The sequence below is a fragment of the Sphingopyxis sp. Root1497 genome, assembly GCF_001427085.1.
Taxonomy (GTDB): domain Bacteria; phylum Pseudomonadota; class Alphaproteobacteria; order Sphingomonadales; family Sphingomonadaceae; genus Sphingopyxis.
The window spans coordinates 948,384-972,973 of the sequence record NZ_LMGF01000005.1 but is presented as its reverse complement, the minus strand read 5'-3'; the positions used below and the strand labels follow the sequence as shown (position 1 = coordinate 972,973).

General features: G+C 64.5%; 21 protein-coding genes. 8 read left to right on the top strand and 13 right to left on the bottom strand.

The features are described from left to right. Positions 1–15 precede the first annotated feature (15 nt). From dcd to ASD67_RS19070, 6 genes are all read left to right on the top strand, one after another. Positions 16–570 carry a dCTP deaminase gene (gene dcd, locus ASD67_RS19090; protein ID WP_056350559.1) on the top strand — a complete coding sequence of 185 codons (555 nt, stop codon included), beginning with the start codon at positions 16–18 and terminating at the stop codon, positions 568–570. Positions 571–739: 169 nt separating this feature from the next. After that, positions 740–2,476, top strand: coding sequence for a cellulase family glycosylhydrolase (locus ASD67_RS19085; RefSeq protein WP_056350558.1), 1,737 nt, complete (start codon positions 740–742; stop codon positions 2,474–2,476). Positions 2,477–2,529: 53 nt separating this feature from the next. Continuing rightward, a complete protein-coding gene (locus ASD67_RS23215) occupies positions 2,530–2,688 on the top strand; it encodes a hypothetical protein (RefSeq protein ID WP_156377790.1) in 159 nt (52 codons plus the stop codon). Between the two features lie 86 nt (positions 2,689–2,774). Further along, entirely contained in the window at positions 2,775–3,287 is a 513-nt protein-coding gene (locus tag ASD67_RS19080) for a DoxX family protein (protein WP_082545188.1), read from the top strand. A gap of 73 nt (positions 3,288–3,360) precedes the next feature. Then, on the top strand, positions 3,361–4,533 hold the full coding sequence (locus ASD67_RS19075) for a saccharopine dehydrogenase family protein (protein WP_056350554.1): 1,173 nt from the start codon (positions 3,361–3,363) through the stop codon (positions 4,531–4,533). 7 nt (positions 4,534–4,540) lie between these two features. Next, on the top strand, positions 4,541–5,341 hold the full coding sequence (locus ASD67_RS19070) for an acyl-CoA thioesterase (protein WP_056350552.1): 801 nt from the start codon (positions 4,541–4,543) through the stop codon (positions 5,339–5,341). 97 nt (positions 5,342–5,438) lie between these two features. Here ASD67_RS19070 and ASD67_RS19065 read toward each other — a convergent pair whose 3' ends face one another. From ASD67_RS19065 to ASD67_RS19055, 3 genes are all read right to left on the bottom strand, one after another. After that, complete coding sequence (locus ASD67_RS19065; RefSeq protein WP_056350550.1) at positions 5,439–6,788, bottom strand: ATP-binding protein; 1,350 nt, start codon at positions 6,786–6,788, stop codon at positions 5,439–5,441. Beyond that, positions 6,785–7,519 (bottom strand): response regulator, encoded by a 735-nt coding sequence (locus ASD67_RS19060; protein ID WP_056350548.1) that lies wholly within the window; start codon positions 7,517–7,519, stop codon positions 6,785–6,787. Before ASD67_RS19060 ends, ASD67_RS19065 begins: the two co-directional genes overlap by 4 nt. Before the next feature lie 128 nt (positions 7,520–7,647). Further along, positions 7,648–8,268, bottom strand: a complete 621-nt coding sequence (locus ASD67_RS19055) for a hypothetical protein (RefSeq protein ID WP_056350546.1) — start codon at positions 8,266–8,268, stop codon at positions 7,648–7,650. A gap of 221 nt (positions 8,269–8,489) precedes the next feature. On the opposite strand from ASD67_RS19055, the gene ASD67_RS19050 reads away from it, so the two are divergent. Further along, positions 8,490–10,313 (top strand): DUF885 domain-containing protein, encoded by a 1,824-nt coding sequence (locus tag ASD67_RS19050; protein ID WP_056350544.1) that lies wholly within the window; start codon positions 8,490–8,492, stop codon positions 10,311–10,313. Positions 10,314–10,469: 156 nt separating this feature from the next. Here ASD67_RS19050 and ASD67_RS22760 read toward each other — a convergent pair whose 3' ends face one another. The 10 genes from ASD67_RS22760 to ASD67_RS19005 form a co-directional block, all read right to left on the bottom strand. After that, positions 10,470–10,643: a DUF1328 domain-containing protein gene (locus ASD67_RS22760; protein ID WP_082545186.1), complete on the bottom strand. Its 174-nt coding sequence runs from the start codon at positions 10,641–10,643 to the stop codon at positions 10,470–10,472. A gap of 457 nt (positions 10,644–11,100) precedes the next feature. Next, the gene (locus tag ASD67_RS19045; protein ID WP_235535744.1) at positions 11,101–12,333 is read right to left on the bottom strand and encodes an NAD(P)/FAD-dependent oxidoreductase; all 1,233 of its coding nucleotides are present in this window, start codon (positions 12,331–12,333) and stop codon (positions 11,101–11,103) included. Between the two features lie 12 nt (positions 12,334–12,345). Further along, positions 12,346–14,493, bottom strand: coding sequence for a catalase (locus tag ASD67_RS19040; protein WP_082545185.1), 2,148 nt, complete (start codon positions 14,491–14,493; stop codon positions 12,346–12,348). A gap of 82 nt (positions 14,494–14,575) precedes the next feature. After that, positions 14,576–15,535 (bottom strand): NAD(P)/FAD-dependent oxidoreductase, encoded by a 960-nt coding sequence (locus ASD67_RS19035; RefSeq protein ID WP_056350539.1) that lies wholly within the window; start codon positions 15,533–15,535, stop codon positions 14,576–14,578. After that, positions 15,532–16,833, bottom strand: a complete 1,302-nt coding sequence (locus ASD67_RS19030; RefSeq protein WP_056350537.1) for a glycoside hydrolase family 130 protein — start codon at positions 16,831–16,833, stop codon at positions 15,532–15,534. The genes ASD67_RS19035 and ASD67_RS19030 overlap by 4 nt, the downstream gene beginning before the upstream one ends. 12 nt (positions 16,834–16,845) lie before the next feature. Continuing rightward, a complete protein-coding gene (locus ASD67_RS19025; RefSeq protein WP_235535743.1) occupies positions 16,846–19,116 on the bottom strand; it encodes a glycosyltransferase family 4 protein in 2,271 nt (756 codons plus the stop codon). 172 nt (positions 19,117–19,288) lie between these two features. Next, positions 19,289–20,035, bottom strand: coding sequence for an HAD-IIB family hydrolase (locus tag ASD67_RS19020; protein ID WP_056350535.1), 747 nt, complete (start codon positions 20,033–20,035; stop codon positions 19,289–19,291). Beyond that, the gene (locus tag ASD67_RS19015; RefSeq protein ID WP_156377789.1) at positions 20,032–20,322 is read right to left on the bottom strand and encodes a hypothetical protein; all 291 of its coding nucleotides are present in this window, start codon (positions 20,320–20,322) and stop codon (positions 20,032–20,034) included. The genes ASD67_RS19020 and ASD67_RS19015 overlap by 4 nt, the downstream gene beginning before the upstream one ends. A 103-nt stretch (positions 20,323–20,425) precedes the next feature. Beyond that, positions 20,426–22,432: a hybrid sensor histidine kinase/response regulator gene (locus tag ASD67_RS19010; protein WP_056350531.1), complete on the bottom strand. Its 2,007-nt coding sequence runs from the start codon at positions 22,430–22,432 to the stop codon at positions 20,426–20,428. Continuing rightward, on the bottom strand, positions 22,429–23,925 hold the full coding sequence (locus tag ASD67_RS19005; RefSeq protein ID WP_235535742.1) for an ATPase domain-containing protein: 1,497 nt from the start codon (positions 23,923–23,925) through the stop codon (positions 22,429–22,431). Before ASD67_RS19005 ends, ASD67_RS19010 begins: the two co-directional genes overlap by 4 nt. A 105-nt stretch (positions 23,926–24,030) precedes the next feature. Here ASD67_RS19005 and ASD67_RS23355 point away from each other — a divergent pair, with 105 nt between their 5' ends. Then, positions 24,031–24,432, top strand: a complete 402-nt coding sequence (locus ASD67_RS23355) for a hypothetical protein (RefSeq protein WP_162248617.1) — start codon at positions 24,031–24,033, stop codon at positions 24,430–24,432. The last annotated feature ends 158 nt before the right edge of the window (positions 24,433–24,590 follow it).

The following is a 24,590-nucleotide window of genomic DNA, read 5'->3' as shown; positions in this document are numbered from 1 at the left end:
CGACATGACGGCGGCATGGCCATTCTTTCCGACCGCTGGATTCGCGAAGCCGCCCAAACGCAGGGCATGATCGAACCGTTTGTCGAGGCGCAGCGCCGCGACGGGTGCATCAGTTACGGCCTCTCGTCCTACGGCTATGACGCGCGCGTCGCGCCCGAATTCAAGATCTTCACCAATGTCGACAGCACGATCGTCGACCCCAAGGATTTCGATCCGAAGAATTTCGTCGACCGCGAAACCGACGTCTGCATCATCCCGCCGAACAGTTTTGCCTTGGCGCGCACGGTCGAATATTTCCGCATCCCGCGCGACGTGCTGGTGATCTGCCTCGGCAAGTCGACCTATGCGCGCTGCGGCATCATCGTCAACGTCACCCCGCTCGAACCCGGCTGGGAAGGCCATGTGACGCTGGAGTTTTCGAACACCACCCCCCTGCCCGCCAAAATCTATGCCAATGAGGGCGCGTGCCAGTTCCTGTTCCTGCAGGGCAATGAGCCGTGCGAGATCAGCTACGCCGACCGCGCGGGCAAATATATGGGGCAAAAGGGCGTAACGCTGCCGAAGCTGTAAATGACATCGTCATCGCGAGGCGCCGAAGGCGAAGCGAAGCAATCCAGAGCGTGCGCAAACCGCTCTGGATTGCTTCGCTTCGCTCGCAATGACGAGGTTTAGAAACCGATCATTGCCCTCTCATCAAAATTTGATAACGTTCCCATAAATCATAAACGGGGATGCCATCATGAAATTCGGGTCGGTCGCACTGGCGCTTGCCGCACTGTTTTCCTCCACCTCAGCCCATGCCGAGGGCTATCTGAGGGTCGAGGGCACGCAGATCGTCGATGACAGCGGCCAGCCCGTCATCCTGCGCGGCATGGGACTCGGCGGCTGGATGCTGCAGGAGGGCTATATGCTCAAGCTCGGCGAGGTCGGGCAGCAGCACCGGATCCGCGCCAAGCTCGTCGAACTGGTCGGCGAGGAGCGGACGGCGGAATTCTACCGCGCGTGGCTCGACAACCACATAACCGAGGCCGACATCGCGCAAATGGCGGCGTGGGGGTTCAACTCGGTACGGCTGCCAATCCATTTCGACCAGCTGACCCTGCCGGTGGACAAGGAACCGAAGGCGAGTATCGACACCTGGCACGAGGAGGGTTTCGAGCGCATCGACAAGCTGCTCGCCTGGAGCAAGGCGAACCGCATCTACCTGATCCTCGACCTCCACGCCGCACCCGGCGGGCAAGGCAATGATCTCGCCATTTCCGACCGCGACCCCGCGAAACCGTCGCTGTGGGAGAGCGCGGAGAATCAGCGCAAGACGGTGGCGCTGTGGACCCGGCTCGCGGCGCGCTACAAGGACGAGCCATGGATCGGCGGCTATGACCTGATCAACGAGCCGAACTGGAGCTTTGCGACACCGGGCAAAGGCAATGGCTGCGACGAGACCGAGAACAAGGCGGTGTGGGACTTGCAGCAGCGGATCACCGCCGCGATCCGCGGCGTCGACCAGAAGCATATCGTGATCGTCGAGGGCAATTGCTGGGGGAACAACTACAAAGGCCTGCCCGCGGCATGGGACGCCAATATGGTGCTCAGCTTCCACAAATATTGGAACCGCAACGACGCCGCGAGCATCGCCGACATTGTCAAGCTGCGTCAGAGCTATGGCAGGCCGCTGTGGCTCGGCGAGTCGGGCGAGAACAGCAATGTCTGGTATCGCGACGCGATCCGCCTCGTCGAGGGCGAAGGCATTGGCTGGAATTTCTGGCCGCTCAAGAAGATCGGCTTCAACCAGCCGCTCGAGATCGTCGCCGGCGACGGCTGGATGAAGATCACTGCCTGGGCGACCGGCAAGGGCCCGAAGCCCGACGCCGACGAGGCGTTTGCCGCGATGATGCGGCTTGCCGCAAACACGCGCTTCGAAAACAATATCCCGCATCCCGATGTCATCGACGCGATGATCCGCCAGCCGCACGATGCCGGCGCCCGGCCCTTCACCGCGCGTCGGCTGGACGGCACGCCGCTCACCATCCGTGCGGTCGATTATGACCTGGGTCCGGCGGGCGTCGCCTATCGTGACAGCGTCGATGCCAATTATCATGTCGCGACCGGCGGTGAGCGCAGCCCCTGGAACAACGGCACCACCTGGCGCAACGACGGCGTCGACATCGCGCGCGGCGCGGACGGCGCCCCCTATGTCGGCGACTTCGTGACGGGCGAATGGATGCGCTACAGCCTCGACGTCGCGGCGGCGGGGCGATGGAAGGTGACGATCCGCGCACGCTCGGCGAAGGGCGGGCGCATCGCGCTCGGCGACCGCGAAGCCAGCCTCACCCCAAGCACCGACTGGCAGGCGGTCACCCTGTCCGATATCGCGCTTCCGCGCGGCGCCAGCGCCCTCACGCTGCGCGCTGTCGCCTGTGATGATTGCGAAATCAGGGACTTGACGGTCAATCGCCAGCAATCGGGCGCTTCTTGACCCTATCCGGGCTTTCTCGCATATTCGGTCTTGTCTTGGAGGGGGTTCACGACATGATCGATCAGGTTGTTCACGATGCCGATGAAGCGGGCGACGCCCGTAAGCACTGGTCGGCGCCGCGCCTGCGCGGCATCGTGCCCGCGCGCCGCACCCGAGGGGGAAGCGGAGAGCGGAACGGCGATGTCGACGACATCATCTACGACCTGAGCTGAGGCCTCCCGCCCTCACGGCGGAACCTCCCCGCCTCCCGCGCGTCCTGTCTGCACAAGCGGACGGGGCGCTGAGTGGAGGATGACCCATGTCCATGATCGCCGTCTTTATCGGCCGCCTGTTCATTGCCGTAATTTTCGTGGTGTCGGGGATCAACAAGCTGATCCACGTCGCCGACACCAACGCGATGATTTCCGCCGCAGGCCTGCCCGGCGGCCTCGCCATCCCGACCGGCCTGTTCGAACTGATCGCGGGCGTGTGCATCGCGCTCGGCATCGCGACGCGGCTGGTCTCGATCCTGCTCGCGGGTTTCGTGCTGCTCACCATCCTCTTTTTCCACCGCGAATTCACCGATCCGATGCAGGCGATGGCCGCGATGAAGAATCTGGCTATTGCCGGCGGACTGCTTTGCCTGTTCGGCTATGGCAATACGCGCTGGAGCTATGACGCCTTGCGCCAGCGCCGCCGCGACGAACTCGCGCGCCACAATGCCGAAGCGCGCCTGACCGAAGCCGAACTGCGCGCCGCACGCGCCGAGGGCCGCGCCGAAGCCGTCGGTGCGCCGGTGGTCGTGGAGAAGCGCCCGTTCTGGCGGCGCTGACCCGCTTCGCGCTTGGCAAGGCGGTCGGCCTGCGCTAGCCTCCACTTAACGTTTACGTAAAGGGAGGTTTGCCATGGCCGGCGGACGCGAGTTCGATATCATCGTCTATGGCGCGACCGGCTTCACCGGCCGCCTCGTCGCCGAATATCTGGTGCAGCATTATGGCGGCCGCGCCGACGCCCCCAAATGGGCGATGGCGGGGCGCAGCGCCGACAAGCTGGCCGAAGTCCGCGATCTGATCGGCGCGCCCAAGGACACGCCGCTGGTCGTTGCCGACGCGGACGACCTCGCCAGCCTCGACGCGATGGCGGCGCGGGCGTCGGTCGTGCTGACCACGGTCGGGCCGTACCAGCTCTATGGCAGCGACGTCGTCGCGGCGTGCGTCAAGGCGGGCACCGCTTATGCCGATTTGTGCGGCGAACCCGGCTGGATGCGCGAGATGATCGACGCGCATCAGGACGCCGCCAAGGCGTCGGGCGCGCGCATCACCTTCAGCTGCGGTTTCGATAGCATTCCTTTCGACCTCGGCGTGCTGTTCCTGCAGGCCGAAGCGGTGAAGCGCCACGGCAAACCCGCGCCGCGGGTCAAGGGCCGCGTCCGCAAGATGGCGGGCGGCGCGTCGGGCGGCACGATTGCCAGCCTGACCGAAACGCTGAAGGCCATCGCGAAAAAGCCCTCGCTCGCGCTGCTGCTCAAGTCGAGCTTCGCCCTCACCCCCGGCTTCGACGGCCCGTCGCAGCCGAGCGGATTGATGCCCGAATATGACAGCGCGACCGGCACCTGGACCGCGCCCTTCGTGATGGCGACGATCAACACCAAGAATGTCCACCGCACCAATTTCCTGCTCGGCCATAAATGGGGCGCCGACCTCGTCTATGACGAGATGATGATGACGACGATCGGCGATGCCGGAAAAGCGATGGCCGAGGCGATCGCCAAGGCGAACCCGTTTGGCGAATCCAAGCTCAAGCCCGGCGAAGGCCCGAGCAAGGACGAGCGCGAGAATGGTTTCTACGACATATTGTTCGTAGGCGAATATCCCGACGGCACGACCGTCCGCGCCAGCGTGCAGGGCGACCGCGACCCCGGTTACGGCTCGACGTCGAAGATGCTCGCCGAAACCGGCATCGCGTTGCTCGCGAACAAGGGCGACGGCGGCGTGTGGACCCCCGGGGCCTTGCTCGGCGAGGCGCTGATCGACCGGCTTACCGCCAACGCCGGACTGACCTTCCAGATCGAGGAATAAGACCAGGATGACGACCTCTCCCAGCGCGCTCGACGCGCTGCTTTCGACGCTGCGCACCGAAGAGGGCGTGGCCAGAGCGCATATCGACGATGGCTGGATGCAGGGCCGCACCGCCTATGGCGGGATCAGCTCGGCGGTCGCGCTTGCGGGCGCGATGGCGCTGCACCCGACCGAAACCCCGCTACGCTATGCGCAGATCAGTTTCGTCGGCCCGGTCGGCGGCGATTGCACCGTCGATACCCGGGTGCTGCGCCAGTCGAAATCCTCGCTGTTCGTCGATGCGGGGGTGTCAAGTGACATGGGCTTCGGCACCGCCGCGACCTTCGCTTTCTCGGGCGACCGGCAAAGCCATCTCGACCATAACAGCCTGACGATGCCCGACGCACCGGCGCCCGAGAGCCTGCAGCCGGTGCCCGACCACAAGGCGCGCCCTAGCTTCGTGCGCCATTTCGACATGCGCCCGACGACCGGCCCGCGCTTCGACTGGAAGAGCGACGTCGGCGATTATCTGACCTGGGTGCGCTTCGTCGAGGAGCCGGAATGCCATCCCGCGGTCGCGCTGCTCGCGATGGGCGACGCCCTGCCCCCTGCCGCGATGGCCCTGTTCACCGAATTCGGGCCGATCAGTTCGATGAACTGGACGGTCAACATGCTGACCGGCAAGCCCGAGACCGAGGACGGCTGGTGGCTGCTGTCGGCAAAGACCGGCTTCGCGCGCGGCGGCTTTTCGGTGCAGGACATGATGATCTGGAACCGCGCCGGCGAACCGGTGATGAGCGGCAGCCAGGGGATCGCGATCTACGCGTAATTAACCGTCGCCCCCGCGCAGGCGGGACCGCTGTCGTTTTATGCCCTCGGTCGCTGCTCCGGGCGGACTGCGGCCCCCGCCCGCGCGGGGGCGACGGTTAAACCGGCAGCACGATCGCCGCGTCCAGCCCCGACGTATCGTCGCGGTTGGCGATCACCAGCCGCCCGCCCTCGCCCTCGGCCAGCGCGTTGGCGATCGCGAGGCCCAGCCCCGCGCCCCCCGTCGCACGATTGCGCGACGCCTCGCCGCGCGCAAAGGGTTCGACGAGGTCGGCGATCAGCGCCGGGGCGATGCCCGGACCCTCGTCGCGGACGACCAGCCGCAGCTCGCCGCCGCTTTGCTCGACCAGCAGGGTAGCGCTGCCCGCATAGGCGAGCGCATTGTCGATCAGGTTGCGCAGCGCGCGCCGCACCAGCAGCGGCCGGCCGCTCAGTGGCGGCAGTGGCGGCAGCGCATCGGGGCCCGTCACCGGCTTGCCCATCACGCGATATTCCTCGCCCATCTGCGCGAGCAGGGTCGCGACATTGTAGCGCTCGGCCGCCTCCTTGCCCGCGCCGCTGCGCGCGACCGCGAGGATATCGGCGAGCATCGCGGTCATTTCGTCGATCGTCGCGATCATCTTGTCGCGCAGTTTTTCGTCCGCGACCGCCTCGACCCGCACCCGCAGGCTGGCGAGCGGGGTGCGCAGGTCGTGCCCGACCGCGCCGAGCATCCGGTCCTTGTCGGCGAGCATCGTCCCGATCCGCGCCCGCGAGGCGTTGAAGGCGCCGATCACGTCGCGCACGTCGGACGGCCCCTGCTCGATCAGCGGCGGACCATCGCCCATCGGGTCGCGCCGCACCGCCTGCGTCAGTGTGCGCAGCGGCCACGCCGCGCGCCACGCGATCAGCAATATGGGAACGAGGATCAGCACATAGAGCAACAGCGTCTGCCAGATCAGGAAGCCCTGCAGCCTTTTGCCCTCGGCGGGAAGCCAGCTGCGCACCACGACATAACGCCCGCCGATCTTGGCCGAGACGATCGCGGTGCGCGCGGGACCGCGCATCTTTTCGGTCTTGTGCCGTTCCGGCAGCACCCAGGCCTGAACCTGTTCGGCGTCGAGACCCGCCTCATCCAGTTGCGCCGCGACATGCGCCGCGAGGTCGGCGTCGACGCGCGCGCGCGGCGGCGGCGCGAATGGCGTATCGCGGACCTGCAGCCGCGGATGGCGCTTTTCAGGGGATCGGCCGGGCGGGCCTTCATCGGGCTCGACCATCACCCCGCGGCGGTCGCGTTCGAGCGCGTCGATGATGCGCGCCACCGCCATGCCGCCGCCATTGGCATAGACCTGTTGTCGCTGCCCGCGCGCGAGCAGCGTGAAATTGATCGCCTGCGCGACAAACAGCGCCACCGCGACCGCGAACACCATCTGGCCGACCAGGCTGCGGGGCCACAGCCGCAAGGTCACGCCGCGCCGCCCAGCCGCTTGACCTCGCAGGCGAGCGTATAGCCCCCGCCCCACACGGTCTTGACCAGCTGCGGATGGGCGGGGTCCGCCTCGATCTTCTTGCGCAACCGGCTGATCAGATTGTCGATCGCGCGGTCGAAGATATCGGCCTCGCGACCGCGCACGAGGTCGAGCAGCCGGTCGCGGCTCATTACCTGCCGCGGATGGCGCACCAGCGCGTGGAGCAGGTGATATTCGCCCGACGACAGCGCGACCTCTTCGCCCGCCTCGTCGACCAGCACGCGTTCGACTTCGCGGAGCACCCACGGACCAAAAGCGAAGGCGGTGCCGCCGGGGTCGAGCGTGCGTCCGCCCGCCTGCGTCCGGCGCAGCACGGTGCGGATACGCGCGACCAGTTCGCGCGGGTTGAAGGGTTTGACGACATAATCGTCGGCGCCGATCTCCAGCCCGATGATCCGTTCGGTGTCCTCGGCGCGCGCGGTCAGCAGGATCACCGGAATGCTGCTCGTCTCGCGCAGATGGCGGGTCAGTGACAGCCCGTCTTCGCCGGGCATCATGATGTCGCTCACGACGAGGTCGATGCTCTTCGCGCGCAGCACCGATCGCGCCTCGGCGGCATTGGCGGCGTCGGTAACGGCAAAACCCTGCGCGGTCAGATATTCGGTCAGCGGCTCGCGGATTGACGGTTCGTCGTCGATCAGCAGGATGCGCGGCGCGTCGCTGTCACTCATCGAAATCGATCCTGCAAATGGTTCGCCCACCGGTCGGGGGACCGGTGGGCGATAGCTGGCAGGGACCAGCGGCAAAGGCAATGCCAGGGAGGGGGAAGAGCCTGCCGTTGCCGCCGGTCCGCTGCCGATTATTGGGCGGCGGGAGCCGCCGGCGGAGCGGCGCGCTTGGCCTTCCATGCGGCGCGCTGTGCCTGGCGTTCCTCGGCGGTCACCTGACCGTCCTTGTTCGCGTCGGCGGCGTCGAAGCGGGCGAGCGCGGCGGTCTGGAATTCGGCCTGGCTGATCGCCTTGTCGCCATTGGTGTCGGCCTTCATCATCATGCCGCCGCGACCACCGGGACCGCCATGATGGCCGCCACGCTTGCCGTGATGCCCGCCCATGCGGTGACCATCGCGCTTGCCGGGTTCGCCGGCCTCGGCGCGCTTCTCGCCACGTTCGGCGCGCTTGGCGGCGCGGTCGGCTGATGCCTGATCCCATTCGGCCTTGCTGATATTGCCATCCTTGTTGGCGTCGAAGCGGGCGAAGGCGGCCGCCTGCATTTCGGCGCGCTTTGCGGCGCGGTCAGCGGCGTCGAGCTTACCGTCCTTGTTCGCATCCATCTTGGCGAACATCTCGGTTGCGCGGGCCTGCGCTTCGGCGCGGGTCACGGTGGCATTGCCGTCGGCCTTGGCGCCGATGCCCGGAGCGGCAAGAACGGGCACGGCGATCAGCGCGGCGCCCAGCGTCAAAAGGGTGAATTTCTTTCTCACGTAACGAACTCCTCGGGTCGCGGAGCCGAAGAGGGCCGGCTCTCGATGACACCCTTCTAGGCGCCACTTGTCCCAGCACCGTGCCGGTTTGACGAAAAATTGTCGCAAAGTGTCGCAGAATGACGGCGCGGTTCATGCTGCCGCAAGCGCGCGGAGCGCCGCCACGGTTGCGGCGATCGGACCCCGACCCTAGGCTTGCCGAAATCCAAGAGGAGAATCGCATGACCGACTACGCGCCCGATCGCCGTACCCTGTTGGCCGGCCTCGGCGGCCTTGCCGTCGCCGGCATCGCCGGGCCGGTCGCCGCGAAGGAGAGCGTCAGCGCCGATGCACGGCTCGATGCGTTGCTCTCCGCCCAATTCGAGCAAAGCCTGCGCGACGACCCGACCCGCGCAACGTCGCTCGGCCTCGACACCGGTGCCCGCGCCGCGCTGCGGGCGCAATTTCCCGACTGGTCGGCGGCCGGACGCGCGGCGCAGGCACGGCGCATCGACACCGACCTTGCCGCGGTTCGCGCGATCGCGGCTGATACGCTCGGCGATACCGCCCGCGTCGCCCACGACAGCGCCGAATTCGACCTCGCCGCGCGCCAGCGGCTCGCACGCTTCACCTATCACAGCGGCGGTTTCGGGCATCGCCCCGGGCCCTATGGTGTCACCCAGCTTGGCGGCTTCTACACCGGGGTCAGCACCTTTATGGACAGCCAGCACCCGGTGAAGGACCAGGCCGACGCCGACGCCTATATGGCGCGGCTCGCGGCGATCCCGGCCCTGCTCGATGCCGATACCGACATCGTCAGGGCGAATGCCGCGATGGAGGTCGTCGCGCCGCGCTTCATCCTCGACCAGGCGCTCCAGCAACTCGCGCGGCTGCGCGACGGCGATGTCGCGGGCAAGACCCTCGTCGCGTCGATCGCCCGGCGCAGCGCGGAAGTCGGCCTCAGCGGCTATGGCGACCGTGCCGCCGCGGCGTTCGAAGGGCCGATCCGCGCCGCGCTGACCCGGCAGATCGAGGCGCTCACCGCGCTGCTGCCGCGCGCCGGCGTCGTGGCGGGGGTCGCGCGCCTGCCCGATGGCGAGGCCTATTATGCCGCGACCCTCGCCCAGCATACGACGACCAGCCTGACCGCCGCCGAAATCCACCGCATCGGGCGCGAACAGGTGGCCGACCTGACATCGCGCATGGACGCGTTGCTGAAAGCGCAGGGCTATAAGGACGGCAGCATTCGCGACCGGCTCGCCGCGCTCGGCAAGGCTGAGGGGCAATTGTTCGCCAACGATGACGCCGGCCGCGCCGAAATGCTCGCCTATCTGAACGGCCTGCTCGTCACCGTGCGCGGCCGGCTGCCGCAGGTGTTCAGCCGCATGCCCAAGGCGCCCTATGAAATTCGCCGCGTCCCGCCCGAGATCGAGATCGGCGCGCCTGGCGGGTCGGCGCAGGCGGGAACCCCCGACGGGTCGCGCCCGGGCATCTTCTTCATCAACCTGCGCGATACCGCCGAATGGCCGCGCTACACGCTGCCGACCCTCGCCTATCACGAAGGCGCGCCGGGGCATTTGTTCGAGGGCGCGCTGAAATATGAGGATGCCGAGTTGCCGCTCTACCGCCAGGCCTCGTCGGTGACCGCCTATGGCGAAGGCTGGGGCCTCTATGCCGAACAGGTCGCCGACGAGCTCGACATGTACGACGACGACCCGCTCGGCAAGATCGGCTATCTTGCGTCCTACGCCTTTCGCGCCTCGCGGCTGGTGGTCGACACCGGGCTGCACGCGATGGGGTGGAGCCGCGAGCAGGCGATCGACTATATGGTCGAAAATTCCTCGACCTCGCCGACCGCCTCGCGGACCGAGATCGACCGCTATATCGTCTATCCGGGGCAGGCCTGCGCCTACAAGGTCGGCCAGATCGCGATCAGCCGCGTCCGCGACGAGGTCGCCGGCCGGCCGGGTTACGATATCAAGCGCTTTCACGATGTCGTGCTGGGCGCCGGACGGGTGCCGCTCGCGGTACTCGAACGCCGCGTCCGCGCCGCCTTTCCGGCCTGACGCACCGCCTGAAACAGGTAAGCCCCGTCGCATTTCTGCGGCGGGGCTCCCTAGGTTCAGTCCGAAGACAAGAACCAATTTCCACTCTCACTTTCGGTCAAGCAGACCCATGAAACGCCGCGGGTCGCGATGGGTTCCCGGCGGCGCCGAATTTTTTTACACCACCTTCTTTGCGGCGAATGCGCCCATGATCACGAACAGCGCAACGAACGCCAGGCCGACGAAGAACAGGATCTTGGCGATACCGGCCGACGCACCGGCGATGCCGCCAAAACCGAGAACCGCGGCAAGCAGCGCGATCACGGCGAAGATCAAAGCCCATTTGAACATATCAAGTCTCCTCAACAATCTGCACGGTGATAGGCGCGCACACCAGCCTCCGAAGCAGCGCGATGGCGCCCTTGCCGGAGAGAAACAACCAACGGCCGCGCCTCGATAATCTGAATAATGGGTGCGCAGGTTAAACGACGACGCCCGGGAAAGGTTCCGGCGATCGGTTTTGGGCGGCGATGTCGGGAGACTTGGAGCGGTAGCGGGAATCGAAATAGGGATACAAATATCTGATTTATCTATAATTTCTTATAACTTATCGGAGATATACCCCCAAAAACGCCCCCAGACGTCATAGATGGCGAAGGCGATCATCCCCGTCCCAAGCGGCCGCGCGCAACCTTCCACTTGCTCTGGTGCATTGGCAATCGCTCGTTGTGGCCCATTCCAGAAGGTCGTCTCGTGAGCCGACAAATGCGGAAAGCGGACACCTTCCAAAGGAAGAATGTCTCTGCAGTCAAAACTTGCGATGGAAGCTGACCAGGTCCGCATCAGGGTCGCCATAGCCGCAGATAAGGCCGCGCAGCATTTGGGCCGCCATCATCGAGAAGGTGATGCCGTTGCCGCCATATCCCATTGCGGCGTAGCAGTTCGGCATACCCGGGATCCGGCCGATGGTCGGAGTACCGACCGGACTGTCTCCAAAACTGCCCGCCCAGCTATAAGCGGGCGCCGCGTCCACTCCGGGCAACAGCGCGGCGAGCTTTCGCGACAGCGTCGCTGTCTTATCGGAAAGCTTAGCGTCGCGGAGAGCCGCGTCGCCGATTTCCTCATCCTCGCCGCCGCAGATGATTTCTCCTCTCGGAGTGGTTCGGATGTAGAGATAGGGATCGGCGGCTTCCCAGATCATTGCGGCAGTCGGCCAGATGGCGCGGGGCTGCGGGCGCGTCGCGATCGACCAGCTTGAGATGATCTTGTTCCCCTTGCGAGGAATCCCCTTCATCATCTCATAACCCGTTGCCACGACGACATGGCGCGCGCGAATGCTCGGTCCGCGCGCCGAGACCAATGTTACACCTTCGCCCGTCGGCGCGATGTCGCAGATATCGACGGGCGAGTAGAGCCGGGCTCCTCGCGCCAGCGCGACGTTCAGATAGCCTATGGTGAGGCGGCGCGGATCGGCGGAATAATTGCCGAAGCCGATCAGCGCGTGGCGTCCTTTGATCCCATATCGCTCCTGCACCGCAGCAGGCCCGAGCAATTCGACTTCGAAGCCCGCGCGTCGCCGGGCGTCGGCTTCACGCGCGAGGCCGTCGGCGTCGAGGATATTGCCGTCGAGATAGATCGAGCCGCGCGTCGCACCATCGACGGCAAGGCCCAGCCGTTCGGTCCGTTCGCGTAGCGCGTCGACCGACTGGCGCGATCGCCGCCAGATGCGTTCGGCCTTTTCACGACCGATCCGCTCGGCCATCAAGCTCAGCGGCGTGTCGAGTTCATATTGCAGCATGGCGGTCGACGCGGCGGTCGATCCCTCTGCCGGTCCCCGGCGATCGACGATAACGGTCTCGAGCCCCGCGTCCGACAACGCCTCGGCGATCAGGGCGCCCGACACGCCGGCCCCGACCACGACGACGTCGCACGCGATGTCGCGTGTCAGCGGCTGCGCGGCGATCGCGGGACGACGCCGTGCCGAACAGATCGACTGGCCGGTCCGGAGGTCGCGATGATGGGTCGCCGATGCGCGGCTCACCAGGACAGGCGATCAGGCAAGATCGCGCACCTTGGCTTCGCGTGCCCAATGACGCCGGGTGCCCACGCTTTCGAACTTGTCGATCGCAACGACGCCGCCATCCTTTTCAACCCCCGCCTTGTCGAGCAGCAACTGCGTCGCCTCGTCATGCGCGATCGTCTTGCAATGCCCATAGGCGTCCATGAACCACTGGACCGCAGCGCCCTGCCCCGACAGCGCCTTGGCTTGCTCGTCGGTCAGGATCGAAGCAACCGCGTCGAACAATACCGAGGGCGAGCCCGCAAGCTGGCCGTCGGCCTTGAGCGTGCCACCCTTGACCTTGATCCCGCCGACCTTGGGCGCGACAAGGAAGGCGGTGCCGCCAGCGCCCTCGATGTCGCCCTTCAGCTTGTCGATCGCCGCCTTGTCCGATCCTTCGGCGAACAGGATCGCGACCTTGCGGCCCTCCATCGTGTCGTCGGCATTCTTCTGGATCGACAGCGCGTCGGAGGTCTTGAGATCGATCGGCGCACGCGCGGCCTTTTCCTTCGCCGGCAGGTCGATCGCGAGACCCGCGGCGACGCGCTTGGCCAGGTCCTCGTCGATATTGCGAAGCTGGCCGACGACGCGCGCGCGAACATGATCGAGCGTGACCTTCGACAGTTCGAAAACCAGCGCCGAGGCGATATGCGCCTGCTCATTTTCGGTCTGCGACAGGTAGAAGAGCCGTGCCTGGCTGAAATGATCGGCGAAAAGCTCGGCGCGGACGCGCAGCTTCTGCGCCGGATCGTTCCGCTCGTCGTTCGTCTTGAAGGTTTTGAAGCCCGTTTCAGCGCTCGCGCGCGGACCGCCATTCTCGCCCGCCTCGGCAAGGCTGTTGGGTTCGTAATTGGCGCGTCCGGTCGGCACGAGCGTCTGCATCATCCCGTCGCGCTGGAAATTGTGGAACGGGCATTTGGGCGCGTTGATCGGGATCTGGTGGAAATTGGTCGTGCCGAGGCGCGACTTTTGCGTGTCGAGATAGGAGAAAAGCCGGCCCTGCAGCAGTGGATCGTTGCTGAAATCAATCCCCGGAATGATGTTCGACGGCAGGAAGGCAACCTGTTCGGTCTCGGCGAAGAAATTGTCGACGTTGCGGTTGAGCGTCATACGGCCGACGATCTCGACCGGGATATCCTCCTCGGGGATCAGCTTTGTCGCATCGAGAACGTCATAAGGCTGCTTCTTGGCGAAGACTTCGTCGAACACCTGCACGCCCAAATCCCACGCCGGGAATTCGCCCGCGTCGATCGCCTCGAACAGGTCGCGGCGGTGAAAATCGGGGTCAGCGCCGGCGATCTTGACCGCCTCGTCCCATGTCGTCGACTGGATGCCGAGCACGGGCTTCCAGTGGAATTTGACGAATTTGCCCTCGCCCTTTTCGTTGACGAAACGAAAGGTGTGGACGCCGAAACCCTCAATCATGCGCAGGCTGCGCGGGATCGTGCGGTCGGACATCGCCCACATGATCATGTGCATCGCCTCGGGCATCAGCCCGATGAAGTCCCAGAAGGTGTCGTGTGCGCTCGCCGCCTGCGGATAGCCGCGATCGGCCTCCATCTTGACGCTGTGGACGAGGTCGGGGAATTTCATCGCGTCCTGGATGAAGAAGACGGGGATATTGTTGCCGACGAGATCCCAATTGCCGCTGTCGGTGTAGAGCTTCACTGCGAAGCCGCGGACGTCGCGCGGCGTATCAACCGAGCCCGCGCCGCCCGCGACAGTCGAGAAGCGGACGAAGACCGGGCAGGTCGCGCCCTCCTTCTGCAGGATCGAGGCCTTGGTCAGCCCAGGGATCGCCTTCGTGCACTCGAACACGCCATGCGCGCCCGAGCCGCGGGCGTGGACGATGCGCTCAGGGATGCGCTCGTGGTCGAAGTGGAAGATTTTCTCGCGGAGGACGAAATCCTCGAGCAGCGTCGGCCCGCGCTCGCCAGCGCGGAGCGAATTCTGGTTATCCGAAATGCGATGGCCGAAATTGTCGGTGAGATAGCCGGCCGGATCGGCGACCTCGGTTCCGACGTCCTGGTGCAGTTCGTCGCCATTGCCCCGGCTGTCGGTCGGCTTGATCTGACGCTCTCCCGGCTGATGGTCGCGAAGGGCGTGGTCGGTCGCGGGGGACGGCGCGGGCTTCTTGGCCATGATCGGTTCCTTGGGTTTTGAGGGAATTGTATCTTCAACCCCCCGCGCGCCCTTAGGTTTCGCGGCGTGCCCGCATTCTGTCCTATTTCTGGTCGGCCATCACATGCCCGTCCTGGTCACGGAGCCAGTTGTGGAGACGCGTCGCCGCCATCGCGCCCTGCCCGGTCGCGACGCTGATCTGGTCGAGGCCTTCAAGGACGTCGCCCGCCGCGTAAACGCCGGGAAGCAGTCCGTCCGAAAAAGCGCTGAACGGAATGCAGCCATTGGGATCGGTCAGCGGCCCCAGCATGGCCGCAAGCTCGCTGCGCGGGGTCGATCCGAATGCCGGGTAGAGCGTATCGAACCGGCGCGGCGCGGCTTCGCCCTCGATCGCGACGAACATCGCCTCCTCGGTTGCTTCAAGTCGAAGAACCCGGCCTTCGAGAACGTCGACGCCGCTCGCCGCGAGTTCGCCCCGCGGCTTGTCGGTCAGCGCGACTTGCCATTTCGGGATGAGCGTGACGTCGCGCGAATATTGCCGCAGGAACATCGCCTCGGCAGCGCCATGGAGGTCGGAGCCGAGGACCGCGATCCGCTGGTCGCTATGTTCGAAGCCGTCGCAGATCGGGCAATAGCGGAGCACGCCGCTGCGAACCGCTGCCTGATGATCGCCGCTGTCCAGCCTGGCCAGATTGGTATCGACACCGGTCGCGAGGATCAGACCGCGCGCGGCGATGACCGCGCCGCTATCGAGGCGCGCGCGAAACAGCGCGCGGTCTTCGTCACGAGCGATCTCGACAACGCGGCCCTCGACGATCTCGGCGCCGTAGCGCGTCGCATGGTCGCTCATGCGCACGATGAGGTCGGCTCCGACGATCCCGTCCGGAAATCCCGGGATATTGCGCGAACGCGGAACCCAAAGAGCGCGCGAACGACCATCATGGACGATGCGCACGTCTCTTCGGTAGCGCGCGAGATACATGCCGGCCGTCAGCCCGGCAGGCCCTGCACCGACGATCAATATATCGATCGGTGCCCCTTCGCCGGCCGAAAGCGACGTCATCCTGCAGCCCGGGCCGAATAATCCATGGCCGCAAGGATTTCCGTAATCGCGACGAACGCAAAGCAGACCGAGCTATCGGCCACGCCATAGGGCAGGAAAATATCGTCGCCAACGCGGATCGCGCCGCAGGTATAGACGACATTGGGGACATAGCCTTCGCGGTCCTCGTCGGCGGCGGAGAGGATCGGGTTGGGCGTCCGGCCGATCACCTTCAACGGATCGGCCTTGTCGAGCAGCACCGCACCAATCGCATATTTGCGCATCGCGCCGACGCCGTGGGTAAACACCAGCCAGCCCTCGTCGAGTTCGATCGGCGCACCGCAATTGCCGATCTGGATGAGCTCCCACGGAAAGCGCGGTTCGAGCAGCAACTCGCCGCCCTCCCAATGGTCGATGCTGTCCGAGCGCAGCAGATAGAGATTCTTGCCATCCTGGCGGCCTATCATGCAGAACTGCCCGTCGATCTTGCGCGGGAAAAGCGCCATGCCCTTGTTGCGCCCTGCCCCGCCCTTGATCGGGATCAGCGTAAAATCCCTGAAGTCGCGCGTCCTTAGCAGCTCTGACTGGATGTCCCGGCCGCTGTAAGCTGTGTAAGTTCCGATCCACTCGCTCTTGCCGCTGTCGCGCTCGAACTCCAGCAATCGCAAATCTTCGAGTCCGTTGCGCTGCGCCTCGGTGATCGGAAAGATCACGGTGCCTGACAAGGTGCTGTCCTTTTGACGGTAAAGCGAGACGACATCGTCGGGCTTGTCCTCGCGGTGCGGACCCAGCATCGCCGCGGTGGCAAAACCCGGTTGGGGCAGCAAGGTCAGTTCGCGATCATGCGTGATGATGCCTTCGCGAAAGGCGATAGTCGAAATATGGCCCTCGCCGACCGCGCGCAGCGAAAGCAGGATGCGAATGCTTCCTTCCTGCAGCCCGCTTTGATCCGGATGACGCACAACGCTGGGGTTCATCAGGGCGGCAGCGGCGTAGCTATATTCGTGGCAGAAATAGGCCCCGATCAGCAGCCGCGTTTCGCGTTTGAGCGTCAAGCCTTCGAGCCCGAGCTTGGGTTCGATCTCGTCAAAACGATCCTCGAACACTTTCTCGATCTGCCAGTGCCGGTCGGCAAAGTCTCTGAGCACGACGCCCAGTTCGGCACGAACCGTTCGCGGATTGAGGGCAACGATCTCATGCGCCAGCCGCTGCACGCGTTCGAGATCGGGGCCGGACGCCTGCCAGGCCAGATGGAAGGGCCGCACGACGACGCGCGTCGGGTCGGCGTGCAGCCGCAATTCATGCTGGACGAGATGCAAGCTAATATCCTTTCAGCCGACCTTCCGGACGAAATCCCGAATGGCATAGGTCGCATGCTGATAGGCGAGAACCGACTCGGCGCCCTCATTCAGATTCAGCCCGCGCGGATTTATACCGTCCTTGCTGGTCCCGGTCAGCGGATCGCCGACGATTACGCCGCGATCATTGGCTCCGGTAAACCATTCATAGGCACGCCGCGCATGCACTAACCAGATATCGTCGCCGGTCACGTCATAGGCCGCCGAAGCGGCGTCGATCGCAGCCCAGATTTCAAGCGGCTGCTGGTCGAATGGCTGCGGCAGCTCATAGGCATGGCCGAAGCTGTCCGAACCGACGGGGCGATAGTGACCATAAGGAGAAATCTGCGCATCGTTGATCCACCGCAACGCCTCGACTCCGCACGCGGTGACATCCGCACGCTCTAGTCGCACGCCCGCGCGCAGCATCGCTTCGGGTAGGCGGCCATTGTCATAGGCGAGGACCGGCTCGAACCATCGCCAGTCCGGTCGCGCCGCGGCCTGATAGAGCGCGATCAGCCGGTCGGCGCCGGTACGCAGTATCCGACTTGCCATATCGTGCTCGGGATAGGCCGCGAGCACGAAATCGGCGCCGAGCATCGCAAAGGCAGTCGCGCGCGGCGACTGGAACTCCAGCGCGGATGCCGCAGTGCGCTCGAACAGTTCATGCGCCCATTGCCGCAGGCCGGGATCGCGTGCGTCGCGAGCCGTCGCGCCGAGCGCCCAAAGCGTTCGCCCGCAGCTATCCTCGGATCCTACGTCCTCGAGCCAGTTGCGTGCAAAGCCCATGAAGTTGCGAAACTCGCCGCGGTCGGGATTCCAGGCATGCTGCACGAACGCCGCAAAGACCGACGTCAGTTGTCCACAACGAACGAGCGCGTCGTCATCGAGACGGTGCATCAGCATCAGCGCCCGCGCATTGTCGTCGACGCAATAGCCGTGCGCGCGATCGGGGATCATGTGAACGCTATGCTGGAGGATGCCGGTATCGTCGCAAATGCGCAAGAACCCGTCGATGCCGATATGCTCGGCTATGGGCGCGGCCTTCGGTATGACGCGGCTTTCCGCGATCAGCGCGCAGGTCCGCTCCGCGAACGCCGGCCAGATCATGTCGCGGCTGCGGTCATAGGCGCGCCGCTGCAGCGTCAGCAGCCGGTCGGCGTCGCCGAGCAGATAGCGGATTTCGTTCGCGATCGCGTCGCTGTCGTTGAAGGGTACCAGCACGCCATGATCGTCGGCGAGCAATTCGACCGCATGCACGTAGGGCGTCGAGATTACGGCCTTGCCCAGCGCCATCGCATAGGAGAGCGTGCCCGACGTCGATTGCTGCGCCCCGATATAGGGCGTCACATAGATGTCCGCCGCCTCGAGAAGGTCGAGCAGATCGTCGGTGTCCATGAACGCATTAATCCAGCGGACATGCGCATCGACCCCGAGCGACACGGCAAGCGCCTGGAGCCGGTCGCGATAGGCTTCGCCTTCATGCGCAAGCAGATTGGGATGCGTGGCCCCCGCGATACAATAAAGGAAATCGGGGTGATCCTCGACGATCGCGGGCAGTGCTTCGATGACCGCCTCAATCCCCTTTCCGGGCGACAGGAGTCCGAAGGTCAGCGCGACCTGCTTGTCCGCAAAGCCGAACTGCGGCTTGAACTGCAACGCGCGGCCGAACGGGCGATCGGGAACGCCATGTGCGATCATGGCGATCTGGTCTTCGTCGGCATGATAAACGCTGCGCAGCAGATCGCGCGAGCGTTCGGACATCACGACCAGCTTGGTCGCGCGCGCGATCAGGCGACCCATGACGCGGCGCTGATCGGCGTCGGGTTCGGCGAGCACCGTATGAAGCGTGACGATCAGCGGTGCCGAAACCCGGTCCACGAGTTCGAGCACCATATCTCCCGCCAGCCCGCCGAAGAGGCCGAACTCGTGCTGCAGCCAGACGATGTCGGCGCCGCTCGCCTCGATCTGTTTTGCCGCGTCGATAAAGCTGTCGGCATCACCCTCGATGATCGCAGCACGAACCACCGGATCGAATATGGTCGGGACCGCTGCGGGTGCCATGGCGTAAACATCGACAGCGATCTCTGGCGCGGCGGCCGCGAGCGATGCGTGGATATCGGCGGTGAAGGTAGCGATGCCGCAGCGCCGTGGAAGGAAACCGCCGATCAGGGCGAGCCGAAGGGTCGGCGCGACGGCGGGACGGAGCGATTGACAAGCCTCAAGGCCTGCGTCGAACGACGTGCGATCGGGAGCTTCGTACACAGGTTTTACCTTCCAAAATGAAGCGGCAGAAGGCCTCACCCAAATTTTCTGATTATCTTGGGACGTGCGGCAATGAGCCACGGAGCGTCCGGAATTAGAACAATTTAGCGGGGATTTGGTTCCGCCAGACCCGCGCTCCGCCGTAGAGGATAGGGCCGCACCGAAGCCCCGGTCATTTCAGGCAAGCGACGATAGACGCGATAACCGCCCGAGTTTCGCGCGGGTCGCGCACACAAATCGTGTCGAGCCCGAGCGTCTTGGCGGGATAATCATTGCCGCCGGGGAAGATCGCGTCGCCGATGAACATCATTGCGTCGAGCGGGATGCCACTCTCGTCGCGAAGCCGGGTCAGCCCATAGGCCTTGTCGACGCCTTCGCGGGTGATGTCGATCGACGTCGCCCCGCCCATGTTGATCGATAGGCCCGGAAGACGCTGGCGAAGATCCTGCTGGATGATCTTGCGCTTCGCAAAGTCCGGATCCCATTTTTCCTTGGCGTCGATCGGCGCCTGCTGGCCGAGCGCCGAAAAGGTGATCTGGCTGCCGCGGTCTTCGATGCGCTCGCCCCAGACGGCTTCGGGCACGAAGCCCGTGGCTTCGAGCGCGGCATCGAAAGCCTCGAATATGCGCTGTTTTTCATCGTCGGCGAAGAGTTCCGCATAGACCGCCTGCCAGGCATCCGAACGGAAGGTATAGAGCTTCGTGCCCGTCGTGGGCATGAGCCACAATCGCGACCGGTCGGCGCGGTCCGGGAGGCGCGAGGCGATCTGCTTGTCGAATTGGGGCCAGTCGCCGCCGGAGATGATCGCGACGTCGACGACAGCCAGAAGGTCGGCGAGCGCCTCTCCCATCCTATCGTCGAGCGGCTGTTTGCTCTCGGCGAGCGTCCCGTCGAGATCGAAGGCAATGAGACGTTTCAAGCAGGAATAGCCGGCTGCGCCATCGGCAGCATGTCGCCGACGTACCGGTCGCATTCGACGCGGCCGGACAGCCCCGCGTCTCGCGGCGATCCCCCGACCATGATCAAATTGCCCGTCAAACCCCGAATGGCGCGATAGTCGTTGATGCGCTTGGCATAATAGAGCGGCAGATCGAAATTTGCCGTCGCATGCCCGCGACGCTCCGCCTGGCTGACGGACATCAGGGCGATCTGATGATGATAGAGAAGTTCGTTAAGGTCCATAATCGCTCCGTTGGCGGGGAGCACAATGGTCTCTCAGTTGCCGGCGCGCAGGTCAGCCCGGCAATGATGGTCATATGGGGCCTAGCGCCCGCATTGCAATCTCGGCCCGTCGCATTTCATCTTGCGGTCAGCTCGCAAGCATCTCTTCCGCCATCGCATCGTGGATAGCGCGCGCCATCTCGGCCGCGCGAAACGGCTTCGGCAAGCGAAGGACATCGCTCGCCGTGTCTTCGGCCAGATCGGCGAACCCGGTGATCATGAGAACCGGAATATCGGCGCGGACCTTGCGCGCCTCGCGCGCCAGTTCGAGGCCGCTCATGGAGGGCATCAGATAGTCGGTCACGACGATATCGAAGGGCTGCGACCGTATCTGGCCGAGCGCCTGCGCTCCGGAGCCAGCTTGCGTCACGACGTGCCCCATTTCCTCGAGCATCGCTGCGGTTCCCTCGCGAACAACGTCTTCGTCGTCTACAAGCAAGATGCGCAGGGGTTCGGTTGCCAGAAGCGGCATCTCGACCGGCGAGACGTGCGACAAGGCTTCGGAGGACGCGGCAGGCAAAAGAATCTCTGCCACGGTCCCTTGGCCGGGCTGGCTTCTAAGCACCAGACGTCCACCCGACTGCGCGGCAAGACCATGGACCATCGAGAGGCCGAGGCCTGTCCCCTTCCCCACTCCTTTGGTCGAGTAGAAGGGCTCCACCGCGCGTGCGAGCGTCTCGGCATCCATGCCCGCCCCCTTGTCAGCCACTGCGATGCGAACATAGACTCCCTCGGGAACCCCTCCATCTTCGTTGCCCGTCTCGTGTCGATCGACCGACATCGCAAGCCGCCCGCCTCCGGGCATCGCATCTCGCGCGTTGACGGCGAGGTTGAGGATGGCGAGTTCGAGCTGGTGCGGATCGACCATCGCGGCCGGAACATCGGCGGCAAGATCGACCGACAGCTCGATGGTCGGCCCGATCGAACGCTGGACAAGCTCCTCCATCCCTTCGATCAGGTCTTTTACATCGACCGGAAGCGTTTCGAGATTCTGGCGCCGTGCGAACGCGAGAAGTCGCGCGACCAGGGTCCGCGCACGCTCGGACGACTGGAGCGCGCCATCGAGAAGCTTCTGGAGACGCGCGTCCGTGATCTTTGTCCGGAGGATGTCGAGACTGCCAACAATGGGGGTGAGGAGATTGTTGAAATCATGCGCGACGCCGCCGGTCAGCTGGCCAAGCGTCTCGAGCTTCTGGGCTTCATGGAGTTGCGCCATTACCTCGGCATGTTCGCGGGTTCGTTCCTCGACGCGCTGCTCGAGTTCTACAGCAAAGTTGCGGAGCGTCTCTTCGGCAGCCTTCCTATCGGTGATCTCCTGGCTTACGCCGATCATTCCGAGCGCGCGTCCCCTAGCATCGAGCTCGGGCTTGCCGCGGACCTGCACCCAATGCACCGATCCGTCGGGCCACACGCAACGATATTCGATATCATAGTCGGCGCCGGTCGTGAGAGCCCGCTGAACTTCGGCCTGCATCGTTGCCCGGTCGTCGTCGTGCACGCTGGCGACAAGGGCATCATAGGGGAACGGATCATTGCCGAACCTGCCATAGTGGCTCTTGCAATCGGGCGATGCATCGAGCCGCATCGAAGAAACGTCGAACGTCCATTCGCCCAGCCGACCGGCAGACAGCGCGATGCGCAATTGCTGTTCGCCTTCGCGGATCGCCTGTAGACGGGCCCGGGCTTCATATTGGCGGCGGCGTCCGCGGAGCGCGGCCTTTGCGATGCTGATAAGGGTCGTGGGATGAAAGGGCCGCTCGATAAAGGTGACGTTGCCCAATAGCTCTAGAAACCGTCCGGCGGCGGGATTACGCTCGATACTGCCGCCGCGCTCGGTGAGCAGAATGAATGGAAAATCTGACCATTCACCCTGCGCCCGGATAAAACCGTCGAGCGCGCGAAGGTCGGCGCCGCGGAGTGCCTCGTCGGTGACCAGCCCGAACCCCGCGCCTTGCTGCAGGATCTCGACAAAATCCTGCAGCCCCTTGGCGATTCCGCTTTCGATCCCGGCCTCGCGCAGCATCGAGGCAGCAATGTCGGCGTCCCTTCCCCGCGGCGCGAGAATGATCGCCCGCTCTGAAAAGGTCTTGTTCATCCGGCGGGAAGCGCCTGCGGCGTTTCCATCAGTTCGGCGGAACCGATGATCTCGGGGACCCCGCGCAACACACCTTGGAACCCGGTCAGGGGTTCGCCGAGCGAAATGCCGTTCGAACCGATGCGATATTCGCGGATCGTATGTTCGTGCGCGCCGGTACGCTTTTTCATGATCGAAATCGCACGGCGGACGCGCCCGGCCGCCTCAAAATAGCGGAGCAGCACGACCGTATCGGCAAGATAGGTCACATCGACCGGGGCTTTCATGTCGCCCACCAGCCCATGCTGCGCGACCGTCAGGAAGGTCATCGCGCCCTGCCTGTTCAGATATTGGAGCAGCTCATGCATGTGGAGAATGAGCGCAGTCTCTTCGGGCATGGCGGCCTGGAAACCGTTGAGGCTGTCGATCACGACCGTCTTCGCCTCATATTGCTCGACGCAGTTGCGCACGCGCTGCGAAAATTCGCCCGGCGACAGCTCGGCGGCATCGACCTGCTCGATGATGAGGTTACCGCTGTCGACCATCTCCTGGATGTCGATCCCCATGCCTTTGGCGCGCGCGAACAGGAGGCCGAGTTCTTCATCGAAGATAAACATCGCCGCCTTGCCGCCGCGGCGGATCGCACTCTCCACGAAGGTGAGCGCGAAGAGCGACTTGCCCGTGCCGGACGGTCCTAGGATCAGCGCGCTCGATCCGGTATCGAATCCGCCGCCGAGCAGCGCGTTGAGCTCCGCATTTTCGGTAGTGACCACATCGCGTACGAAGTCGGTCTTGTGCTCGAGCGACACGAGGCGCGGGAAAGCCCGTACGCCGCCTTTCTCGATGATGAAGTCGTGATAGCCGCCGCGAAAGCGCTGACCGCGATATTTGAGTACCCGCAGGCGGCGGCGTTCGGCCCCATATTCGGGCGACATTTCCTGAAGCCGGATCACGCCGTGCGCGACGCTGTGCACGGTCTTGTCGGCGCTCTCGGACGTCAGGTCGTCGAGCATCAGCACCGTCGCGTCATGCCGCGCGAAATAATGTTTGAGCGACAATATCTGGCGGCGGTAGCGCAGCGAACTTTGCGCCAGGAGCCGGATTTCCGAGAGGCTGTCGAGGACGACACGGTCGGGCTTCACCTCCTCATATTTCTCCAGAATTCGCTTCGTCGTTTCGCCCAGTTCAAGGTCGGACGAATAAAGCAGACTCTGTTGTTGCTCGTCGTTGAGCAGCGCCTCGGGCGGCACCAGTTCGAAGATGTGGAAATTTTCCGGAAGATCCCAGTCATGCGATTTGGCGGTTTCGCGCAACTCCTCCTCGGTCTCCGAGAGAGTGATGTAGAGGCAGCGTTCGCCCTTCGCGGCACCCGCCAAGAGAAACTGGTTCGCGATCGTCGTCTTTCCGGTTCCCGGATCGCCTTCCATGAGGAATATGCGTCCGCGTGCAAGGCCACCGGCAATGATATCGTCGAGGCCCGAGACCCCCGTTTCCGCCTTCTTGGTCCGGTCCAAACTGCTCTCCTCTTCCATCTCGTTCCACTCCACCCATCCTCACTTGCTCCGTCGAAAATGATCGACAGGCCGAAGCGGTTCCCAATTCGGTTAATGGCGGACCTAATGGTCAAGCGCGACAAGCGCGTCGCGAAGGCTCTGGAGCGTGAAGGGTTTCGCCAGGACGGGCCGATTTTGCCACGCGCTCCCAAGGGCCGCCGTGAAGCCACCTGTCGCCACGAGGAACGGGATATTCGCGTCGGCGAGAGCAGCCGCGATCGGATCGCCGCTGTCCCCATCAGCAAGATGGACGTCCACGATCGCGGCATCGATCCCGCCTTCCGAAATTCTCCCCAGGGCTGGAGCCACACCATCAACGATCGCAACCGGCTCCCTTCCCATCATAAGAAGATATTCTTCGAGAAGCATTCCGATGATCGCGTCATCCTCTACGATCAATATGCGCTGCAATATCGACATGTTGTCTCCAGAAAAATCCGGCGCACGGCGTCGCCGAGGAAGCTCTAGAACCTGCCAGCAATTCAAAATGTTCCGGTGATGCCAATCGTGATTGGCCGTCTGCGGATGGTCCGCTTTCGGTCGCAAATTGCAAAAAGCAGTCCGTCCATCCTGTTCATCTATCGTGTCGACATGCATGATCGCTTTGTTCAAGAACCGCGACGTTG